The 16,199-nt window shown below is 62.4% G+C and carries 14 protein-coding genes; 10 read left to right on the top strand and 4 right to left on the bottom strand.

Translation table 11 applies throughout. The features are described from left to right. Nucleotide 1: 1 nt before the first annotated feature. The gene (locus tag KHP60_RS00710) at nucleotides 2–1,393 is read right to left on the bottom strand and encodes an FAD-binding oxidoreductase (RefSeq protein ID WP_213561616.1); all 1,392 of its coding nucleotides are present in this window, start codon (nucleotides 1,391–1,393) and stop codon (nucleotides 2–4) included. A 108-nt stretch (nucleotides 1,394–1,501) separates the two neighbouring features. After that, nucleotides 1,502–2,290, bottom strand: coding sequence for an SDR family oxidoreductase (locus KHP60_RS00705; RefSeq protein ID WP_213561615.1), 789 nt, complete (start codon nucleotides 2,288–2,290; stop codon nucleotides 1,502–1,504). On the opposite strand from KHP60_RS00705, the gene KHP60_RS00700 reads away from it, so the two are divergent. The 10 genes from KHP60_RS00700 to KHP60_RS00655 all read left to right on the top strand — a co-directional run bounded on the left by KHP60_RS00700 (nucleotide 2,289) and on the right by KHP60_RS00655 (nucleotide 11,589). Further along, nucleotides 2,289–2,525: a hypothetical protein gene (locus KHP60_RS00700; protein WP_213561614.1), complete on the top strand. Its 237-nt coding sequence runs from the start codon at nucleotides 2,289–2,291 to the stop codon at nucleotides 2,523–2,525. The genes KHP60_RS00705 and KHP60_RS00700 overlap by 2 nt on opposite strands. Before the next feature lie 201 nt (nucleotides 2,526–2,726). Then, a complete protein-coding gene (locus tag KHP60_RS00695) occupies nucleotides 2,727–3,815 on the top strand; it encodes an ABC transporter ATP-binding protein (protein ID WP_213561613.1) in 1,089 nt (362 codons plus the stop codon). 10 nt (nucleotides 3,816–3,825) lie between these two features. Beyond that, on the top strand, nucleotides 3,826–4,926 hold the full coding sequence (locus KHP60_RS00690) for an ABC transporter ATP-binding protein (protein WP_213561612.1): 1,101 nt from the start codon (nucleotides 3,826–3,828) through the stop codon (nucleotides 4,924–4,926). Continuing rightward, a complete protein-coding gene (locus tag KHP60_RS00685) occupies nucleotides 4,923–5,819 on the top strand; it encodes a carbohydrate ABC transporter permease (protein WP_213561611.1) in 897 nt (298 codons plus the stop codon). The genes KHP60_RS00690 and KHP60_RS00685 overlap by 4 nt, the downstream gene beginning before the upstream one ends. A 104-nt stretch (nucleotides 5,820–5,923) precedes the next feature. Then, nucleotides 5,924–6,700 carry a carbohydrate ABC transporter permease gene (locus tag KHP60_RS00680; RefSeq protein ID WP_213561887.1) on the top strand — a complete coding sequence of 259 codons (777 nt, stop codon included), beginning with the start codon at nucleotides 5,924–5,926 and terminating at the stop codon, nucleotides 6,698–6,700. Nucleotides 6,701–6,710: 10 nt separating this feature from the next. Further along, the gene (locus KHP60_RS00675) at nucleotides 6,711–6,992 is read left to right on the top strand and encodes a DUF2160 domain-containing protein (RefSeq protein ID WP_213561610.1); all 282 of its coding nucleotides are present in this window, start codon (nucleotides 6,711–6,713) and stop codon (nucleotides 6,990–6,992) included. Between the two features lie 154 nt (nucleotides 6,993–7,146). Continuing rightward, on the top strand, nucleotides 7,147–8,850 hold the full coding sequence (locus KHP60_RS00670; RefSeq protein WP_409366247.1) for an ABC transporter substrate-binding protein: 1,704 nt from the start codon (nucleotides 7,147–7,149) through the stop codon (nucleotides 8,848–8,850). Nucleotides 8,851–8,982: 132 nt separating this feature from the next. Continuing rightward, on the top strand, nucleotides 8,983–9,903 hold the full coding sequence (locus KHP60_RS00665; RefSeq protein ID WP_213561608.1) for a S1C family serine protease: 921 nt from the start codon (nucleotides 8,983–8,985) through the stop codon (nucleotides 9,901–9,903). A gap of 215 nt (nucleotides 9,904–10,118) precedes the next feature. Further along, nucleotides 10,119–10,478: a response regulator transcription factor gene (locus tag KHP60_RS25595; RefSeq protein ID WP_409366246.1), complete on the top strand. Its 360-nt coding sequence runs from the start codon at nucleotides 10,119–10,121 to the stop codon at nucleotides 10,476–10,478. Nucleotides 10,479–10,563: 85 nt separating this feature from the next. Continuing rightward, nucleotides 10,564–11,589, top strand: coding sequence for a S1C family serine protease (locus KHP60_RS00655; protein ID WP_213561607.1), 1,026 nt, complete (start codon nucleotides 10,564–10,566; stop codon nucleotides 11,587–11,589). A gap of 42 nt (nucleotides 11,590–11,631) precedes the next feature. On the opposite strand, the gene KHP60_RS00650 is transcribed toward KHP60_RS00655, so the two are convergent. Further along, nucleotides 11,632–12,903: an adenylate/guanylate cyclase domain-containing protein gene (locus KHP60_RS00650; protein ID WP_213561606.1), complete on the bottom strand. Its 1,272-nt coding sequence runs from the start codon at nucleotides 12,901–12,903 to the stop codon at nucleotides 11,632–11,634. A gap of 102 nt (nucleotides 12,904–13,005) precedes the next feature. After that, nucleotides 13,006–16,191: an efflux RND transporter permease subunit gene (locus KHP60_RS00645; protein WP_213561605.1), complete on the bottom strand. Its 3,186-nt coding sequence runs from the start codon at nucleotides 16,189–16,191 to the stop codon at nucleotides 13,006–13,008. Between the last annotated feature and the right edge of the window lie 8 nt (nucleotides 16,192–16,199).

The raw sequence follows: 16,199 nt of genomic DNA, 5'->3' as shown, positions 1-16,199 counted from the left end.
TTCATTGTGCTGAGAGTACCTTACCCGGATTGAGGAGGTTATCGGGATCGAGCGCTCGCTTGAGCATACGGGCAAGTTCCATCTCAGTTGCTGCGCGGTAGCGCGCCAACTCGCCGACCCGGTACTGGCCGATGCCGTGCTCCGCCGAGATGCTGCCGCCGAACGCCGCCACCACATCATGGACGATGCGGTTCACGACACCTGCATCATAGCCTGCATCCACGAGCACATTATAGTGGATGTTGCCGTCACCCAGATGTCCGAAGGCGTTCACGCGCGTGCCCGGGACGCCAGCAGCGAGCGCCTGCCCGGCCTCGATGAGAAAGCGCGGAACCTCGGTCAGCGGCACGGATACGTCATGCTTGACGCTTTTGCCCTCCCGAGCCTCGGATTCCGTCACATGTTCGCGCAGGGCCCAGAGCTGGGCCGCCTGCGCGCCCGATTCGGCGATGACGCCATCGAGCGCGATCTCCTGCTCGAAGGCCGAGCCCAGCATCGACTCGGCTGCCTCCCGTAGACCTGCCAAGCTGGAGGCTGCCTCGATCAGCACGAACCATTCGCCCTCGGCGATGGGTGCTTTCAAGCCGGCATGCCGGGCAACAAGCTGCATGGATGTGGCCGAGATCAGTTCGAAGGCCGAGATCTGGTCGCCCAATTCGTCTTGGGCGAGTTCCAGAAGCCGCAGGGCGGCCGCAGGATCGGCCACCGAGAGCAATGCTGTCACGGAATGCTTCGGTCGCGGCAGAAGTCTCAGGACCGCCGCCGTGACGATCCCGAGCGTGCCCTCGCTGCCGATGAAGAGTTGCTTCCAGTCGTAGCCTGCGTTGTCCTTGCGCAGCTTCCGCAGGCCGCGGATGACATTGCCATCGGGCAGGACCACCTCAAGGCCGAGCACGAGGCTGCGGGTCATGCCATAGCGCAGCACGTTCACGCCGCCCGCATTGGCCGCGACCACCCCACCGATAGTGGCCGAGCCTTCGGCCGCCAGGCTGATCGGCAGCAGGCGTCCAGCCGCGGCGGCAGCATCCTGCGCGACTTTCAAGATGCATCCGGCCTCCGCCTCGATGGTCAAGCCGACCGGATCGACACGGCGGATGGCCGCCATGCGGTTGAAAGACAGGACAACCTGGGTGCCGGACGGGTCCGGCACTGCTCCGCCGGCCAACCCTGTGTTGCCGCCCTGCGGGACGATAGCTGCCCCCGCCTCCCGGCAGGTCTGCACGATCTGAGCTATCTGCTCGGTCGAGGACGGGCGGACGACGCAAGCCGGCCGGCCGGGGAAGAGCTTGCGCCAATCAACGGCATAAGGTTCGAGATCTGAGCCTTCGGTGATGACAGCTGTCGGACCGAGAAGGGCCGTTAAACGCTGCTGCAAGTCCGTCTGCATAGTCATCGGAAAACCCTCGCGGTTGCGACTTCCGCTCCTGACCGATCAGGGAGCAATCGTCAACTCGGCAACCGCGAGGGACATGGCATCAGGCAGAATGCAGCAGAATTACACTCAGCGCTTGCCTGATCCAGGCTCAGCCATCTTGCGGTGCTGTTCGGCGAGCATGCCGGCCGGAGTCACGGAGGCGAGGACGGTAGTGAATTTGTTCTTCCAACCACTCACCACGTCTCCTTCGCCATTCACCATGGCGTCGAAGCCGACCTGCGCCACATAGGCGGCATCATCCTTCTTGTCCTGGCCGACTTGCGTGTCCTCCATGCCGGCTCGCTCGAAGAACTCGGTCTCGGTAGCGCCGGGCATCAGGCAAGTCACCGTCACGTTGGTATCCTTCAACTCGTTTCGGAGCGCGAAGGAGAAGGAGTCGATGAAGGCCTTGGTGCCATTATAAACAGCCTGAAATGTGCCGGGCATGAAGCCGGCAATCGATCCGGTGATGAGGATGCGGCCCTCGTTTCTGGCGCGCATATCGCAGCCTACCTTCTGGATCAGATAGATTGTGCCGGTGATGTTGGTGTCGATCACGTGGCGCGCTTCAGCGAAGTCCTGATCCAGGAAGGCGTGGCCGAGCCCGTGCCCGGCATTGGCCAGAAGCGCACCGACCGGCCTGCCTTTGGCAGCGGCGTAAAGCTTGTCGACACCCTCAAGGGTGGCAAGGTCGGCCTCGATGGCCTCGACGTCGGATCCGAGAGCCTGGAAGTCCTTCGCCGCATCGTGGATGGCGGCTCGATCGGCGGCGATCAGGAGGTCGTACCCGTTCTGGGCACAGAGTTTCGCGAGTTCATAACCGATGCCCGACGAGGCCCCGGTCACGATGGCAAGCGGCTTTGCAGTTTCTGGCATGGAATACTCCCAGACGGCTCAAATGAATGGACCGGCCACTATCGGAGAAAAGCGAAACCGGCACGTGGTGCTTGAACTCGCCAATGGCACTTCAGTTCAAAAATTACTCATCGGGCTGCTGGTCGCGCCACTTGAGGCATCCTGCGGACCCAGTCCAGTCAAAGGCCAGTTTTGTACCGATGCCAAGCAGTTGCTTTCGCTATGGGGGCACGTTACCTTCACCATAACAACATAAGAAAGCTCAGATCGCAGTGGATCTGCAGCCGGGAGAAGCGCTCTTGGGTCCGCAAGAATCGGCGACGCTCGATGTCGCGGTGAGTGGTGGCGCATACGGGCATGACATGGCCCGAAACGCGGTGGAACACGGCACCGCGATGATCTCCATATATTTCACCTCTGCCGCCTCCGGTCCTGCTCGAAGCCCAGGGGAGTGCCGATGACCATTGTTCTTGAAGGCGTCTCGAAGAAGGTCGGAGCAGCAGTCCATATCGACGACGTTCATCTGACCTTGGAACATGGCTCCCTCAATGTGCTGCTTGGGGCGACGCTTGCCGGCAAGACCTCGCTCATGCGGCTTATGGCTGGGCTCGATGTGCCAACAGGCGGCCGCATTCTCGTGGACGGCAGGGATATGACCGGCTGGCCCGTGCAGCGCCGCAGCGTAGCCATGGTCTACCAGCAGTTCATCAACTACCCATCGCTCGACGTTTACGAGAACATCGCCTCGCCCCTGCGCGTCTCCGGCCTCCCGAAGAGCGAGATCGACGGGCGTGTCCGCGACGCCGCCAAGCTTCTGAAGCTCGAGCCTTATCTCGACCGCAAGCCGTTGAATCTCTCCGGCGGCCAGCAGCAGCGCACGGCAATCGCCCGGGCGTTGGTCAAGCGTGCGGATCTCGTCCTGCTCGACGAGCCTCTGGCCAATCTCGACTATAAGCTTCGTGAGGAACTGCGCGAGGAACTGCCGCGGGTCTTCGCGGCCTCCGGCGCCATCTTCGTCTATGCGACGACGGAGCCGTCCGAGGCTCTGCTTCTCGGCGGCAACACGGCGGCCCTGTTCGAAGGCCGCGTGACTCAATTCGGGCCGACACCGCAGGTCTATCGCCGCCCCCGTGATCTGATCACGGCCCGGGTTTTCTCCGATCCGCCGCTAAACACCCTGAAAGCCCGTAAGACCGGCGGCACCGCATCCTTGAGTACCGTCGGCGAGATCCGCGCGACCGGTCCTCTCGCGGCCGTTCCGGATGGGGACTATACCGTAGGCTTTCGAGCCCATCACCTCAACCTCGAACCCGGCGGCACCGATGAGATCGCCATTCCAGCCATGGTGTCGGTTGCCGAAATCACAGGATCGGAAAGTTATGTTCATCTCGATGCCAGCGAGCACCGCCTCATAGCGCTCGTTCCCGGGGTGAGGCGCCTTGAGCCGAAAACAGCCGTGACCGCCTATATTGATCCGCGACACCTGTTCCTGTTCGATGGTACGGGCCGTCTTGCGGCCGCCGACCCTGCCCAGAAAGCCGCGTGAGGAGAGCTGGATGGCCCGCATCACCCTCGATCATCTCGCTCATGCCTACAAGACCGCCCCCCGCGCGGCGGATGACTACGCCCTCAAGGAGATCAACCACGTGTGGAACCAGGGCGGGGCCTATGCGCTGCTGGGTCCCTCGGGTTGCGGCAAGACCACCCTGCTCAACATCATCTCCGGCCTGGTGCGTCCCACCCGCGGTCGCGTGCTCTTCAACGATCTCGATGTGACGGATCTGCCGACGGAAGCGCGCAACATCGCGCAGGTGTTCCAGTTCCCCGTGGTCTATGACACGATGACTGTACGCGAAAACCTCGCTTTTCCGCTCAAGAACCGGCACGTGCCGCGCGACAGGACCGCCCAGCGGGTGGAGGAGATCGCCCGGTTGCTCGACCTCACACGTGTCCTCGACCGCAAGGCCAGCAACCTCACCGCGGACATGAAGCAGAAGATCTCCCTCGGACGCGGCCTCGTGCGGCCCGATGTGGCGGCGATCCTGTTCGACGAGCCGTTGACCGTGATCGATCCGCACCTGAAATGGCAGTTGCGCTCCACTTTGAAGGAGATCCACCGGACGCTCGATATCACGATGATCTACGTGACCCACGACCAGACCGAGGCGCTCACCTTCGCCGACAAGGTCGTAGTCATGCATGACGGCGCCGTGGTGCAGACCGGAACTCCTGACGAACTGTTCGAGCGCCCAGCCCACACCTTCGTGGGGCATTTCATCGGCTCGCCGGGCATGAACATCCTACCCTGCCGCGTCGAAGGCGCCACCGCCTTCGTCGGTAATGAAGCGATCCCCCTGCAGCGGGCCTATCGCGGCTTGTCTGAGGGTGAGCGGGTCGAGCTCGGCATCCGGCCTGAATTCGTGCGGCTGCAGCCGAAGGGATCGGGGCTGCCGGTCCAGATCCGGCGCGTCGACGATATCGGCCGCGCCCGCGTCGCGCGGGTGGAGATGAGCGGGCGCCCACTTGCCGCTAGCGTTCCGGAGGGCATCTCCATCGATGGGAGTGAGGCCGCGCTCGCGCTCGATCCACGCCACATCCACATCTATGCCAACGGACATCTCGTCTCGGGCGAGCCGATCGGAGGAACCCGGGCATGACGAAGACCGTCAACAACAGAGCCTGGTTCTTCGTTCTGCCGGTGTTCGCCCTCGTGGCCTTCTCAGCCGTCCTGCCGCTGATGACCGTGGTGAACTACTCGGTTCAGGACACCTTCGGCAACAACCAGTTCTTCTGGAACGGCATCGGCTGGTTCCAGGAATTGCTCGACCCTTCGACGGAGCTGGGCGGACGCTTCTTCGATGCCCTATGGCGCACCCTCCTCTTCTCGGCGATCATCCTCATGATCGAGGTGCCGCTCGGCATTGCCGTCGCGCTCGCCATGCCGCGCGAAGGATGGACGGTGGCACTCTGCCTCGTCCTGATGGCGCTGCCGCTTCTGATCCCATGGAACGTGGTCGGGACGATCTGGCAGGTCTTTGCCCGCGGCGACATCGGCTTGCTGGGCTGGACCGTCAACCAACTCGGCATCGACTACAATTACACGAACGATCCCATCGACGCTTGGGTGACGATCATCGTCATGGACGTGTGGCACTGGACCAGCCTTGTCGCCCTGCTCTGCTATGCCGGGCTAAAATCGATTCCCGACGCCTATTACCAGGCCGCCCGTATCGACGGTGCCTCGCGCTGGGCGATCTTCCGTACGATCCAGCTGCCGAAGATGCGGCGCGTGCTGCTGATCGCAGTGCTCCTGCGCTTCATGGACTCCTTCATGATCTATACCGAGCCCTTCGTGATCACTGGGGGCGGCCCGGGCAATGCCACCACCTTCCTGTCCATCGATCTGGTGAAGCTGGCGCTCGGCCAGTTCGACCTTGGCAAGGCGGCCGCCATGTCACTGGTCTACAACCTGATCATCCTCGCCATCTGCTGGGTCTTCTATACCGTCATGACCAACGTGGATGCCGAACGCGAGAGGGTCGAAGCATGACCGGAACCATCGCCGTCGGCGCTTCCGAGACAAAGCCCATCGCAGCACCCCTGGCCGCGAACCGCGCCCTGTCCGGCCCGCGGGTGAATGGACGCGTGGTGGTGATGACCCTCTACCTCCTGTTCCTGATGCTTCCGATCTACTGGCTCCTCAACATGAGCCTGAAAACGAACATGGAGATCACCTCCGGCCTCACGCTCTGGCCCCGGGAAATCACCTTCGACAACTACATCAAGATCTTCACCGACGAGAGCTGGTACTCGGGCTATATCAACTCGCTGACGTACGTTGTCATCAACACGGTGCTTGCGATCTCCTTCGCGCTTCCGGCCGCCTATGCCTTTTCCCGCTATAAATTTCTCGGCGACAAGCACCTGTTCTTCTGGCTGCTCACCAATCGCATGGCGCCGGCGGCAGTCTTCGCCCTGCCCTTCTTCAACCTTTACTCGGCCATAGGCCTCTTCGACACACCCTGGGCGGTGGCTCTGGCGCATTGCCTCTTCAACGTGCCGCTTGCGGTGTGGATTCTGGAGGGCTTCATGTCGGGAGTACCGCGGGAGATCGACGAGACCGCTGCGATCGACGGCTATTCCTTCCCGCGCTTCTTCGTGAAGATCTTCATGCCGCTCATCGCCTCCGGCATCGGCGTGGCGGCCTTCTTCTGCTTCATGTTCTCCTGGGTCGAGCTGCTGCTGGCGCGCACGCTAACCTCGGTCAATGCCAAGCCCATCGCCGCCACCATGACGCGCACCATCTCGGCGTCCGGGATGGATTGGGGCCTGCTCGCCGCCGCCGGCATGCTCACCATCGTACCGGGCGCGCTCGTGATATGGTTCGTCCGCAACTACATCGCCAAGGGCTTTGCCCTGGGCCGGGTCTAAGGAGGTTCACATGCCTGATCTCGCCTGGATGGCCTGGACCTGGCAGACGGGGCTTTTCTTCGCAGGAATCGCGTGCCTGCTGCTGATTATGACATTGCTCGCGATCTATCGCCCCGAGACCGAACACGTCGGCGTTTTGCGCATCCCGACGACGCGCGGCGACCGCCTCTTCATCTCGCTTCTCGGTGCCGCCTTCATTCACCTCGCATGGCTCGGGCTCGTCGGCCCAGGTCTGTGGTGGGCCTCCGGCCTGTCCCTGCTCTACGCAGCGGCCGTGTTTCGCTACGTCTAGGAGGGAATGGCTCAAGAACGCCTTCCGGTTTGCCCGGACCGGAGGGAATAAGACCAGCGCACAAGCCGGCCAGGGCATAACTTGGGAGGAACGAATGAAACTCACCCAAACTCACCGGCACTTGAAACTGTTCATCTCAACAAGCGTCATTGCCATGGCGCTTGGCTCAAGCGCTGCTCTCGCGGGCATGGAAGAGGCCCGTCGCTGGATCGACAGCGAATTCCAGCCCTCCACCCTCTCCAAGGACGAGCAGTTGAAGGAGATGGAATGGTTCGTCAATGCGGCCAAGCCCTTCGCGGGCCAGGAGATCAACGTAGTCTCCGAGACCATCACGACCCATGAATACGAGGCGCGGACGCTGGCCAAGGCCTTCTCGGAAATTACCGGCATCAAGCTCACCCACGACCTGATTCAGGAAGGCGACGTGGTTGAGAAAATCCAGACCCAGATGCAGTCGGGCCGCAACATCTACGATGCATGGGTCAACGATTCCGATCTCATCGGCACCCACTTCCGCTACAAGCAGGCTATCGCGCTCGACGACTGGATGGCAGGCGAAGGCAAGGACGTGACATCGCCGACCCTCGACATCAACGACTTCATCGGAAAGTCTTTCACGACAGCGCCCGACGGCAAGATGTACCAGCTGCCGGATCAGCAGTTCGCCAATGTGTACTGGTTCCGCTACGACTGGTTTCAGCGTCCGGACTTGAAGGAGAAGTTCAAGGCAAAGTACGGCTACGACCTCGGCGTTCCGGTGAACTGGTCGGCCTATGAGGACATCGCCGAATTCTTCACCAACGACGTGAAGGAGGTCGACGGCGTCAAGGTCTACGGGCACATGGATTACGGCCGCAAGGACCCGTCGCTCGGCTGGCGTTTCACAGACGCCTGGCTCTCCATGGCCGGCAACGGCGATAAGGGCATCCCGAACGGTCTGCCCGTCGATGAATGGGGCATCCGCATGGAGGGCTGCCGCCCGGTCGGCTCGTCCGTCGAGCGCGGCGGCGACACCAACGGTCCGGCTGCCGTCTATGCCATCACCAAGTATCTCGACTGGATGAAGAAATATGCCCCGCCCCAGGCAAACGGCATGAACTTCTCCGAGTCGGGGCCGGTTCCGGCGCAGGGCAACATCGCCCAGCAGATCTTCTGGTACACTGCCTTCACCGCCGACATGGTGAAGCCTGGGCTCCCCGTGGTGAACCAGGACGGCACGCCGAAATGGCGCATGGCGCCCTCGCCGCACGGCTCGTACTGGAAGGACGGCATGAAGCTCGGCTACCAGGACGCAGGCTCGTGGACGCTGCTGAAATCCACGCCTGTCGACCGCCGCAAGGCGGCTTGGCTCTATGCGCAGTTCGTGACCTCCAAGACGGTCTCGCTGAAGAAGAGTCATGTGGGCCTCACCTTCATCCGCGAAAGCGACATCTGGCATCAGTCGATGACGGATCGCGCACCGAAGCTCGGTGGTCTCGTCGAGTTCTACCGCTCGCCCGCCCGCGTGCAATGGACGCCCACCGGCAACAACGTGCCGGATTATCCGAAGCTCGCGCAGCTCTGGTGGCAGAACATCGGTGACGCGGCTTCCGGCGCCAAGACGCCGCAAGAAGCCATGACGTCGCTCGCCAATGCACAGGACGACGTGCTCGGACGTCTCGAGCGCGCCAATGTGCAGGGCGAATGCGGCCCGAAGCTGAACCCGAAGACCTCCGCTGAAGAATGGTTCAAGAAAGCGGAAGCCGCTGGCACTATCGCGCCCCAGCGCAAGCTCGCGAACGAGAAGCCGAAGGGCGAGACGGTGGATTACGACACGCTCATCAAGAGCTGGCCCGCATCCCCGCCGAAGCGCAGCTGACCGAGACTGGCCCCGCCCACTAGGGCGGGGTTATTTTATGTAAGGCAGTGCACGCCACCTAGCCGCCCGGTCAGTATCGAAGAAGGCTGTTTGCCGGCAGGATCGCCTGGACGATGACCGAAGAGGTTTGTCATGCCAGATCCATCAGCCGGCTTTTCCCTCGCTACGATTTCAGATCTTGCCGCCGATCTGCTCGATGGCATAGCGCCGCGACTCGTGACGATCCACGGACGCAGGCGTGGAACGTCAAGTGGGATCCTCTGGCGCCCTGGCCTTGTCGTAACAGCGGAGGAAGCGCTGGAGGTCGACGAAGACGTGACGGTCACACGTCCCGATGGGAGCCAAGTCACAGCAAGCCTCATCGGTCGTGACCCGAGCACAGATATCGCCCTTCTCCGCATCGAGGAGCAGGCGCTGGAGGAGACCGCGTTTCATCCAACAGGTGGACTTCGAGCGGGCCATCTCATTCTGGCCGTAGGGAGGCAGCCGGAGGGCCTGAGCGCGGCGCTCGGCATCGTCGCCCTTGCAGGCGGACCCTGGAGGAGCCTGCGCGGTGGCCATGTCGACCGCAGGATCCATCTGGATCACAGGCTCGATTTCCAGTCTGAAGGCGGCGTTGCCCTCGACACGAGCGGGCGGATCGTCGGCATGACGGTGCTCGGCCCCCGGGGTCGCGTTCTCGTCATTCCATCGGAAACCATCGAGCGGGTAGCCCCGCAGCTTCTCGACAAGGGTCATGTCGCCCGCGGCTATCTGGGCCTCGGGCTCCAGCCGGTCCGCATTGACAAGGCCGCGGCCGACGCAGCAGGGCTTACGGAACCGCGGGGCCTGATCGTGATCAGTGTGGACCAGGACGGTCCGGGACACACGGCCGGCATTCGCCAAGGCGATATCCTCGTCCGGTGGAACGCGGACGTCCTACCCTCCGTCCGCCGCGTCTATACGCTTCTCGGACCCGAGAGCGTGGGCCAATCCGTCGATCTGGGAATTGTGAGGGCGGATGCGCATATTACTGTTGCGGTTGAGATCAAGGAGCGCCCGAAGCCTCAGTAGCGAGTGGGCGCCGATAGGGTGAAGCCTTGCGGAAGGTAGCTCTTCAAATCGACGATGCGAGCCTGATCGATCGCATCGCCACGATCCTCACCGAGGATGCCGGAATAGGTACCCTGCACCCAGGCAACCCCGACGTGGTGATCACAGATCACCTGCAATTTTCGGAGGCGGTCCCGACGATCCTCCTGGGCGACAGCCTGAATGGTCCCGAGGCGCTGAAGGCTGGAGCGAGCGGAATTCTCCCCCGCGATGTCGCCGTCTCGGATCTTCTGCTGGCGCTGGAGGCCGTCAACCGGGGCTTCATCATCATGCCGAGAGGCGCTGCCGGGATCGTCCGGGATCCGGCTTCGCACGATCCATCTGGCCTGCCGCGAGACGATCTGCTCACCCCGCGCGAGTTCGAAGTCCTGCGCCTGCTCGCGGAAGGCGCCTCGAATAAGCTCATTGCGCGCAGGCTAGGGATCTCATTCCACACCGCGAAATTTCACGTCGCCTCCATTGCGGCAAAACTCGACGCGACAGGGCGAACCGATGCAGTCGCACAGGCGATCCGTCTGGGCCTCATCATGTTGTAATGACAGACACCACCGCCCAGGCTCTTGGTTCCCGCCCCCAGCCTCACCATATGATGTGAAATAGCGTTATCCTTTGGAGGGCTCCATGCTCGATCGCACTCCAACCTTTCTCCTCAACATCGACAACTCGTCATCGCCATCGCAACAAGTCTCCGATACGCGCGATGACGAAATCCTGCTCGATTCCTACTCGCATGCCGTGACCAGCGTCGTGGACCGGATCGGTCCCGCGGTGGTGCGGGTCGAACCACAGAATTTGGGCCGAGCGGCGGGGATGGGCTCCGGCGTCATCATTTCGCCCGATGGCCTCCTGCTCACCAACAGCCATGTCATGCGGGGCGCACGGGATGCGAAGCTCACCGGCTCCGACGGGCGCACCATCGAGGCGCGAGTGATCGGCGATGATCCCGACACGGATCTTGCCTTGCTGCGCGCCAACGGCGACAAACTTCCCTTCGCGACCCTGGGAGATTCCAAGCGGCTGAAGCGCGGCCAGATCGCAATTGCCATCGGCAATCCCCTCGGCTTTGAGTCGACCGTCACAGCCGGCGTGGTCTCGGCACTCGGACGTAGCCTGCGGGCGAAGTCGGGCCGACTCATCGACGACGTGGTCCAGACGGATGCGGCCTTGAATCCGGGCAATTCCGGCGGCCCGCTCGTCGCGACCTCCGGCGAGGTGATCGGTATCAATACCGCCGTCATCATGGGCGCACAGGGCATCTGCTTTGCCGTCGCGAGCAATACGGCGAGCTTCGTCGTGTCGGAACTGGTCCGCCACGGCCGCGTTCGCCGGGCCTCGATCGGCATTGCGGGGCAGACTGTCCCGCTGCCACGGCGCATCAGCTATGCGGCCGGTTTGACTGGACAATTCGGAGTGGTCATCGCCGCGGTGGAACCCGGCAGTCCCGCAGACCATGCGCAGCTGGAACAGGGCGACGTCATCCTCTCGCTCGACGGCAAATCGGTAGGTGGAGTCGACGATCTGGTGCGCCTGCTGAACGGAGAGCGGATCGGACACTTCGTCGAGCTCGTGCTTCTCAAAAAGGGCGAGATGCGCACCGTGACGATCACGCCCGTCGAGCGCAGGGCGAAAGCCGCTCGTTCAGAGTGAGTAGCGAGAAAAGATCCTGAGCGGGGTCGATCGCGCGATGTCTCAGCAATGAGACTTCGTTTCGCCATTCGTCTCCCGCTCGGGACCCTCTTCCTCTATGCGGGAAGGATCGAGCGTGAACAACTCCTGCGGCCGGGCGACGCCTCTCAGCGCATAACGACCGACCGACACTAGACAGTCCTGATCCTCCTTCGCGGCCGCCGAGAAGAAGGTGGACGACACGAGAACGTCGCGCTCGACGGAGCGGCACAAAGCGCCGATCCGGCTCACCTCATTCACGGCGGGCCCTACGACCGTGAAATCGAGGCGATCCTGGCTGCCGATGTTCCCATAAAAGACCTCGCCGATATGCAGGCCGAGATAGGCGCTCGTGACCGGCAAGTTGCATGACAACCGCTCTTCGTTCAGCGCCCGGATCCGGGCATGCATCAGACGCTCGGCCCTGAGAGCGCACCGGCAGGCTTGGCTCGGATCCTCCTCCTTGAAGATCGCGAGCGCTCCATCCCCGATCAGCTTCAGCACGTCGCCACCGGCTTCGTAGATGGAGGAGATGATCGCTTCCGAATAGTCGTTGAGAAACGGAATGATCTGCTCGGGGTCCGCGGTCTCAGTAATGTGGGTGAAACCATGCAGGTCGCTGAACCACAGGACTGCCTGAATCCGATCCGTCACGCCACGGGCGATGCGGCCGTTCAGGACGAGGCGCCCGGCGTCGCGGCCAAGATAGGTTTCAACGAGGGTCTTGGCGATGCGCGCGAGTGAGGCGCATTTCAAAGCCAGCATCAGGGGTGATGCCAACTCGCGCACGAGCGAAATCTCTTCGTCGGTGAAGCCGGTAACAACATCCGTCGTCCAAGAGGAATAGAATGAGTCCATTTCGCCGATGGCGCCTTCGGCTGCAAAGCGATGGATCAGGACCAGATAATCCGTCTGCCCCTCTGCGCGGAGATCCTTGAGGACGGAGAAATCCTCGATATGACCGGGGCCGATCCGGCGCCGCAGGAAATCCTCTCCACTGAGAAGAAGGTGATAATAGGTGCTCCGGCGCCAGTTGTCGGCGGCCTGCCCTTCGACATTGGTACGGCCGTACTCGACAATTGGATCGAGGCTATCCTGATCGTCACGGCGCCAGCGGAAGACCCGTCCTTCGTGGATGGGGTGCAACGTGTCGATGACGATATTGACCCGGGCGACCGGCAGCCCGCTGGCGACTAGGCGATCACAGAAGCCGTGCAGGAGCTCAAGCTCCGTCAGGCCGGTCAGTCCGGCCTCCGTGACCCATTTCGCGGTGCTTGCTGCCTGGACTGTGTCCATGGGGATCTCTTCACGATGACGATTCTGCCGGGCGTCCATGACAGCACATCGGGTGCTAGGTCAAAGCGGAACCTGAATAAGTGGTGTGTCTGCCCTCCGATTCTACTCGGCGGGTGACGGCTGAGTTCCTAAGGAATCCGCTCGTTTTGGGTCCGGACGCCTGAACAGCCGCAGAACCACCATCCGCACGGCCACGTAGAAGACCGGCGTCAGGAACAGTCCGAACACGGTCACGCCGAGCATGCCGGCGAACACGGCCGTGCCTAGGGCCTGTCGCATCTCGGCGCCGGGGCCGGTCGCGATCGCGAGGGGCAGCACGCCGAGGATGAAGGCGAAAGCCGTCATCAGGATGGGACGCAAGCGCAACCGACAGGCTTCGACAACAGCCTCCACCGGCGTCTTGCCATCAAATTCTGCCTGCCTTGCAAATTCGACGATGAGAATGGCGTTCTTCGCGGCCAGTCCGACCAGAACCACGAGGCCGATCTGGGTCAGGATGTTGTTGTCCTGGCCCCGGATCATGACGCCGATCAGCGCGGAAAGAACGCTCATCGGCACGATCAGGATGATGGCGATGGGCAGGGACCAGCTTTCATACTGGGCCGCGAGGACGAGGAACACAAAGAGCACCGACAGGGCGAAGATGAAGACCGCCGTGTTACCGGTCTGGCGCTCCTGGAACGCCAGTTCCGTCCATTCGAAGCCCATTCCAGGCGAGAGGTTCTGCCGGACCAGCGCCTCCATGGCATTGAGCGCATCACCCGAGGAGACGCCTGGTGCCGCATCGCCCTGCAGGGCCACCGACGTGAACATGTTGTAGCGCTGGACCAGATCGGGCCCTGACACCTCTCGCATCTCGACGAGCGTGCCCAAGGGCACGAGAGCGCCCGTGGAGGAGCGAACCCGCAGCCGGTTGATATCCTCTTGATCGATCCGGAAGCGCTGATCGGCCTGGGCCCGCACCTGATAGACACGGCCGAACGCATTGAAATCGTTGACGTAGGCCGTGCCGAGATTGATGCGGAGCGTCTCGAAGATGTTCGGGATCGGTACGTTCAGAATGCTCGCCTTCTGCCGGTCGATCTCCAGATAGAGCTGGGGCGAATTGGCCGAGAACGTGGTGAAGACGCCGGCCAGATTCGGGTTCTGCCGCGCCTGACCCATCAGCTGGAAGGCCGTGGCGAGAATCCCGCGCACGTCATCGCCGGTCCGGTTCTGAATCTGGACTTTGAAGCCGCCTGAATTACCCAGACCACGGACGGGCGGCGGTGGGATGGCGATGATGAACGCCTCCTCGATCTGCTGCATGCGGGCGAAGAGATCACCAATGATCTTGGACCCGGAATCCCCAGCCTCGATGCGTTCGTCGAAAGGCTTGAACGCGGCGAAGATCGCCGCAGCATTGGTCGCATTGGTGAAGGTGGCACCCGAAAAGCCCGCGAAGGCCACCGCGTTCTGCACACCCGGCGTTTCCTGGATGATCTTCGAGGCTCTTTGCACGACGGCATCGGTGCGCGACAGGGAGGATCCGTCCGGCAACTGGATCACAACGATGGCATAACCCTGATCAAGCGTCGGGATGAAGCCGCGCGGCACGTGATTGGTGATCCAAACGGTGCCCGCCAGAAGGCCGACATAGATCGGCAACACGATCAGCTTGTGTCGCGCCAGCGTTCCCACCGCTCTCGCATACCCGTTCGACGTGGCATCGAAGCCTCGGTTGAAGCCGTTGGCCAGGGTTCGTCCAAATCGGGCAATCGGATTTCTGGAATGCTCCTGGCTGTGCGGCTTCAGCAGGAATGCCGCGAGAGCCGGCGAAAGAGTCAGGGAATTGAAGGCGGAGATGACGGTCGACACGGCAATCGTCAATGCGAATTGCCGGTAGAACTGGCCAGAAATGCCAGGGATGAAGGCCGTCGGCACGAACACCGCGACGAGAACCAGCGCGATGGCTACAAGAGCCGTCCCGACCTCGTCCATGGTGGTGTGAGCCGCGTCCCGCGGCGACATGCCAAGGGCGATGTTCCGTTCCACGTTCTCCACCACCACGATCGCATCGTCGACCACGATGCCGATGGCCAGCACCATGCCGAACAGGGTCAGTGTGTTGATCGAGAAGCCGAGGGCCGCCATGAAGGCGAAGGTGCCGATCAGGGAGACGGGGATCGCCACGATGGGAATGATCGCCGTGCGCCAGCTCTGCAGGAACACGAACACGACGATCACGACGAGCGCCGTCGCCTCGAACAGGGTCTTGTAGACCTCGTTCACGCTCTCGGCGATGAATTCCGTGGGGTTGTAGACGATCTGATGTGCAATGCCCGGCGGAAAATTGCCTTTGAGTTCCTCCATGGTCCGGATGATCTGATCCGATGCGGCAAGCGCATTGGTGCCGGGGCGCTGGAAGATCCCAAGAGCAACGGCAGGGTTGCCGTTGAGATAGGAATTCGTCACGTAATCCTGTGCACCGAGCTCGATGCGCGCCACGTCCTGCAGCCGCACGAGGCGCCCCTGCGGCGTAGCCTGGACGATGATCTGCCGGAACTGACGCGGATCCTCGAACCGCCCCTGCGTCGTTACCGTCAGCTGGAACGCGGCATCCGTCGGCGTAGGCTCCTGCCCCAGGGCACCGCCCGAGACCTGGACGTTCTGCTCCTGGATCGCACGCACCACCTCACTCGACGTCATGCCGTAGGAGGCGAGCTTCTCAGGATCGAGCCAGATCCGCAGGGAATATTGCCGCTCGCCGAAGATGATGACGTCGCCAACGCCATCGAGCCGCAGCAGGATGTCGCGCACATAGTTACGGGCGTAGTTGGAAACATAGAGCTGATCGTAGGATCCGTCGGGTGAGAGCATGTGCACGACCATCATCAGGTCGGGCGAGCTCTTGAGTGTCGTCACGCCGAGGCGCCGCACCTCCTCCGGCAGGCGCGGCGTCGCGATCGCCACCCGGTTCTGAACCAGAACCTGTGCCTTGTCGAGATCAGTGCCGAGCTTGAACGTGATCGTCAGCGCCATGGCGCCGTCGCCGGTAGAGTAGGAGGACATGTACAGCATGTCCTCGACACCATTGACCTGCTGCTCCAGCGGCGTAGCGACCGTCGCCGCAACTGTCTGCGCATCGGCTCCCGGATAACTCGCCCTGACCACGACGGTGGGTGGCGCGATCTCCGGATATTGCGCCACGGGCAAAGTCGTATAGGCGATCCCGCCGATAATCAGGAAGAGGGCCGATAGAACGGTCGCGAAGATGGGACGGTCGACAAAGAAATGGGCAAAGCGCATGGGTGCGC

The organism is Microvirga sp. 3-52 (assembly GCF_018383585.1).
Lineage (GTDB): Bacteria > Pseudomonadota > Alphaproteobacteria > Rhizobiales > Beijerinckiaceae > Microvirga.
Note: the sequence above shows the minus strand (reverse complement) of the source record. Positions and strands in the feature narration are given on the sequence as shown.

Excerpts from the sequence above, each read along its gene's own strand:
- KHP60_RS00650 (WP_213561606.1), bottom strand. The coding sequence starts at position 12,903 with ATGGACACAGTCCAGGCAGCAAGCACCGCGAAATGGGTCACGGAGGCC.
- KHP60_RS00665 (WP_213561608.1), top strand. The coding sequence starts at position 8,983 with ATGCCAGATCCATCAGCCGGCTTTTCCCTCGCTACGATTTCAGATCTT.
- KHP60_RS00700 (WP_213561614.1), top strand. The coding sequence starts at position 2,289 with ATGGAATACTCCCAGACGGCTCAAATGAATGGACCGGCCACTATCGGA.
- KHP60_RS00670 (WP_409366247.1), top strand. The coding sequence starts at position 7,147 with ATGGCGCTTGGCTCAAGCGCTGCTCTCGCGGGCATGGAAGAGGCCCGT.
- KHP60_RS00680 (WP_213561887.1), top strand. The coding sequence starts at position 5,924 with ATGACCCTCTACCTCCTGTTCCTGATGCTTCCGATCTACTGGCTCCTC.
- KHP60_RS00710 (WP_213561616.1), bottom strand. The coding sequence starts at position 1,393 with ATGACTATGCAGACGGACTTGCAGCAGCGTTTAACGGCCCTTCTCGGT.
- KHP60_RS00695 (WP_213561613.1), top strand. The coding sequence starts at position 2,727 with ATGACCATTGTTCTTGAAGGCGTCTCGAAGAAGGTCGGAGCAGCAGTC.
- KHP60_RS00655 (WP_213561607.1), top strand. The coding sequence starts at position 10,564 with ATGCTCGATCGCACTCCAACCTTTCTCCTCAACATCGACAACTCGTCA.
- KHP60_RS00645 (WP_213561605.1), bottom strand. The coding sequence starts at position 16,191 with ATGCGCTTTGCCCATTTCTTTGTCGACCGTCCCATCTTCGCGACCGTT.
- KHP60_RS00690 (WP_213561612.1), top strand. The coding sequence starts at position 3,826 with ATGGCCCGCATCACCCTCGATCATCTCGCTCATGCCTACAAGACCGCC.
- KHP60_RS00685 (WP_213561611.1), top strand. The coding sequence starts at position 4,923 with ATGACGAAGACCGTCAACAACAGAGCCTGGTTCTTCGTTCTGCCGGTG.
- KHP60_RS00675 (WP_213561610.1), top strand. The coding sequence starts at position 6,711 with ATGCCTGATCTCGCCTGGATGGCCTGGACCTGGCAGACGGGGCTTTTC.
- KHP60_RS00705 (WP_213561615.1), bottom strand. The coding sequence starts at position 2,290 with ATGCCAGAAACTGCAAAGCCGCTTGCCATCGTGACCGGGGCCTCGTCG.